At 71.3% G+C, this 3,881-nt stretch carries 4 protein-coding genes; 2 read left to right on the plus strand and 2 right to left on the minus strand.

What is annotated here, in order from left to right; genetic code table 11:
* Positions 1-48 precede the first annotated feature (48 nt).
* Both AB0J52_RS31280 and AB0J52_RS31285 read right to left on the minus strand, forming a co-directional pair.
* Positions 49-708 (minus strand): potassium channel family protein, encoded by a 660-nt coding sequence (locus AB0J52_RS31280; protein ID WP_500186343.1) that lies wholly within the window; start codon positions 706-708, stop codon positions 49-51.
* The gene (locus AB0J52_RS31285; protein ID WP_500186345.1) at positions 708-1,373 is read right to left on the minus strand and encodes a potassium channel family protein; all 666 of its coding nucleotides are present in this window, start codon (positions 1,371-1,373) and stop codon (positions 708-710) included. The genes AB0J52_RS31280 and AB0J52_RS31285 overlap by 1 nt, the downstream gene beginning before the upstream one ends.
* A 165-nt stretch (positions 1,374-1,538) precedes the next feature.
* Here AB0J52_RS31285 and AB0J52_RS31290 point away from each other — a divergent pair, with 165 nt between their 5' ends.
* Both AB0J52_RS31290 and AB0J52_RS31295 read left to right on the plus strand, forming a co-directional pair.
* The gene (locus tag AB0J52_RS31290; RefSeq protein WP_500186346.1) at positions 1,539-3,608 is read left to right on the plus strand and encodes an APC family permease; all 2,070 of its coding nucleotides are present in this window, start codon (positions 1,539-1,541) and stop codon (positions 3,606-3,608) included.
* On the plus strand, positions 3,598-3,881 hold a 284-nt coding region (locus AB0J52_RS31295), incomplete at its 3' end, for a TRAM domain-containing protein (protein ID WP_500186348.1). The genes AB0J52_RS31290 and AB0J52_RS31295, both read left to right, overlap by 11 nt.

The raw sequence follows: 3,881 nt of genomic DNA on the forward strand, positions 1-3,881 counted from the left end.
GCCGTTCGCGCGGGGGGGGGGGGGGGGCGGCGGGACTCCGGAGGGGGATCAGCGGCCGCTGAGCAGCTCGGCGAGCTCGTCCTCGACGTCCTGGGACGCGACGAACATCAGCTCGTCGCCGGGCTCCAGGGTGTCGTCCGGGGTCGGGACGAGCACCCGGCCCTCGCGCAGGATCGCGACCAGCGCGGTGTCGCGCGGCCAGGTCACCGCCCCGACCCGCTCGCCGCCGAGCGGCGCGTCCTCGGGCAGGGTCAGCTCGACCAGGTTCGCCTCGCCCTGCCGGAAGGTCATCAGCCGGACCAGGTCGCCGACGCTGACGGCCTCCTCGACCAGCGCCGACAGCAGGCGCGGGGTGGACACCGCGACGTCCACGCCCCACGACTCGTTGAACAGCCACTCGTTCTTCGGGTGGTTGATCCGGGCGACGACCCGGGGCACGCCGTACTCGGTCTTGGCGAGCAGCGACACCACCAGGTTGACCTTGTCGTCGCCGGACGAGGCCACCACGACCTGGCAGCGCTCCAGCGCCGCGTCGTCCAGCGCGGCGATCTCGCACGCGTCGGCGAGCAGCCACTCGGCCCGCGGCACCGTCTCGACCTTGATCGCGCGCGGGTTCTTGTCGATCAGCAGGACCTCGTGCCCGTTCTCCAGCAGCTCCTGCGCGATGGACCGGCCGACGGCGCCGGCCCCGGCGATGGCGACCCGCATCAGTGCTCCCCCTCGCTGCGCACCGCGACCGCGGCGTTGATCCGTTCCAGGTCCTCGGCGCGGGCGATGGCGTGCACGATGTCGCCGTCCTGGATCACGGTGTCGGCCTCGGGCACCAGCGCCTCGCCCATCCGGGTGAGGAAGGCCACCCGGGTGGCGGCCGCGCTCTCCAGCGTGGCGACCTTCTCACCGACCCAGGTGGCGCCGGTCTCCAGCTCGGCGAGCACGACCGTGCCGGTCGGGTCGCGCCACAGCGGCTCGGCGCCCTCCGGCAGCAGCCGGCGCAGGATCTGGTCGGCCGTCCAGCGGACGGTCGCGACGGTCGGGATGCCGAGCCGCTGGTACACCTCGGCCCGGCGCGGGTCGTAGATCCGCGCGACCACGTTGTCCACGCCGAAGGTCTCGCGCGCGACCCGGGCGGACAGGATGTTGGAGTTGTCGCCGCTGGACACCGCCACGAACGCCGACGCCTGGTCGATGCCCGCGTCGGTCAGGGTGTCCCGGTCGAAGCCGACGCCGGTGACGCGGCGGCCGCGGAAGCCGCCGCGCAGCCGCCGGAACGCCTCGGGGTTCTGGTCGATGATGGCCACCGAGTGGCCTTTGTCCTCCAGGATGTGGGCGAGGGTCGATCCGACCCGCCCGCACCCCATGATCACGATATGCACGGCCGTTCCTTCTCCGGAGCCCGAGGTTTCCGATGATCCTTGCCGGGCTGCAAAACTACACAGCGGCCCAGGCGCTTACTACCCAACCCCACGTCACGACACTGCGGTGACGGCCCCGCGGGCGGCTTGAGAACCCACAAAGAGGGCAGGCTAGAGTCTCGTCTCGTGTCGAAGGCTCCGGACCTTGTGAAGCGCCTGCTGCTGGGACGCGCCCTGCGCAGCGCTCAGCAGCACGAGCAGCTACTTCCCAAACGTATCGCCCTGCCCGTGTTCGCCAGCGACGCCCTGTCGTCGGTGGCCTACGCGCCCCAGGAGATCCTGCTCGCGCTGGGCGTCGGCGGCCTCGCCATGTACCACTACACCCCGTGGGTGGCCGCGGCCGTGGTGGTGATTCTACTCACCGTGGTCGCGTCCTACCGCCAGAACGTCCGGGCCTACCAGAGCGGCGGCGGCGACTTCGAGGTCGCCACGACCAACCTGGGCGACAACTGGGGCGTGGTGGTGGCGAGCGCGCTGCTCGTCGACTACGTGCTGACGGTGGCGGTGTCGGTCTCCTCCGGCGTGGAGAACCTGGGCGCGCTGCTGAAGTTCCTGCAGCCCCACGAGGTGCTGGTCGCGATCGGCATCGTCGTCCTCGTGACCATCGCGAACCTGCGCGGGCTGAAGGAGGCGGGCGTCGCGTTCGCGATCCCGACCTACCTGTTCATGTTCTCGATCATCCTGATGCTGATCTACGGGTCGGTCCGGCTCGGGTTCGGCACGCACCTGAAGGCGGAGACCGCCGACTACAAGATCGTCGGCAAGGAGGCCGGGCTCGGCGGGGCCGCCCTGGTCTTCCTGCTGCTGCGGGCCTTCTCCTCCGGCTGTGCCGCGCTGACCGGCGTCGAGGCGATCTCCAACGGCGTCCCGGCGTTCCGCAAGCCCAAGGGCGAGAACGCCGCCCGGACGCTGCTCATGCTGGGCCTGGTCGCGATGACGATGTTCGGCGGCGTCACCGCGTTCGCCTACTACACCAAGGCCAAGTTCGCCGAGCCGAGCCAGGGCAGCCAGCTGATCGACCCGGCCACCGGCAAGGCCGTGCACGACGCCGACCCGGTGATCGCGCAGGTCGCGCACACCGTGTTCTCCAACTTCACGCCGGGCTTCGCGCTGGTCACCACGATGACCGCGCTGATCCTTTTCCTGGCCGCCAACACCGCCTTCAACGGCTTCCCGGTGCTCGGCTCGGTGCTCGCGCAGAACCGCTACCTGCCCCGCCAGTTCCACACCCGCGGCGACCGGCTCGCCTTCTCCAACGGCATCATCATCCTCGCGACCCTGGCGGGCCTGCTGATCTACGCCTACGACGCGTCGGTGAGCAAGCTGATCCCGCTCTACACCGTCGGCGTGTTCGTGTCGTTCACCGTCAGCCAGGTCGGCATGGTCCGGCACTGGAACCGGCTGCTGCGCACCGAGCGCGACGGGCAGCAGCGCCGCCGGATGCAGACGTCCCGGGCGATCAACGCGTTCGGCGCGACGCTCACCGGGATCGTCCTGGTGGTCGTGCTGGTCACCAAGTTCATGCTCGGCGCCTACATCGTCTGCATCGCGATGCCGGTGCTGTTCCTGCTGATGAAGGCGATCCGCAAGCACTACGACCGGGTCGCCGCCGAGCTGGAGCCGACCGGCGAGGACGTGGCGCTGCCCGCCCGCAACCACGCGATCGTGCTGGTCTCCAAGATCCACAAGCCGACGCTGCGGGCGCTGGCGTACGCCCGCGCGACCCGGCCGTCCTCGCTGGAGGCCGTCACGGTCTCGGTGGACGCCGAGGAGGCGCACCGGCTCCAGGACGAGTGGGACGCCCTCGACGTGCCCGTCCCGCTGAAGATCCTCGACTCCCCGTACCGGGAGATCACCCGGCCCGTCCTGGACTACGTCAAGGGCGTGCGCCGCAAGTCCCCCCGGGACGTGGTCACCGTGTTCATCCCCGAGTACGTCGTCGGCCACTGGTGGGAGCACCTGCTGCACAACCAGAGCGCGCTGCGGCTCAAGGGGCGGCTGCTGTTCCAGCCGGGCGTCATGGTCACCAGCGTCGCCTGGCAGCTCCAGTCGTCGGACCGGCTGAAGGGCCGCGCCGAGCCCGCGTTCGGGTCCGCCTACCGCCGCCCGACCGGCTCCGCCGGGGCGGGCGCGGCGGCCGGGCGGCGGGATGAGGCGTCCGCAGGTGGCGGTATCGTTTCGGAACGTGACAGCTGATCTCGGACCCCTGGAAGGCGACCTCCTCGAACTGGAGGTCGGCAACGTCGCCAACGGCGGCTTCTGCGTGGCCCGGCACGAGGGCCGCGTGGTCTTCGTCCGGCACGCGCTCCCCGGCGAGCGGGTCCGGGCACGGGTCACCGAGGCCACCAAGCGGTTCCTGCGCGCGGACGCGGTGGACGTCCTCACCGCCTCCCCCGACCGGGTCGAGGCGCCGTGCCCGTTCGCCGGGCCGGCGCTGGGCGGGCAGCGACGCGTGCTGCCAGTCGCAGC

The sequence above is a fragment of the Spirillospora sp. NPDC049652 genome (assembly GCF_040675125.1).
Taxonomy (GTDB): domain Bacteria; phylum Actinomycetota; class Actinomycetes; order Streptosporangiales; family Streptosporangiaceae; genus Spirillospora.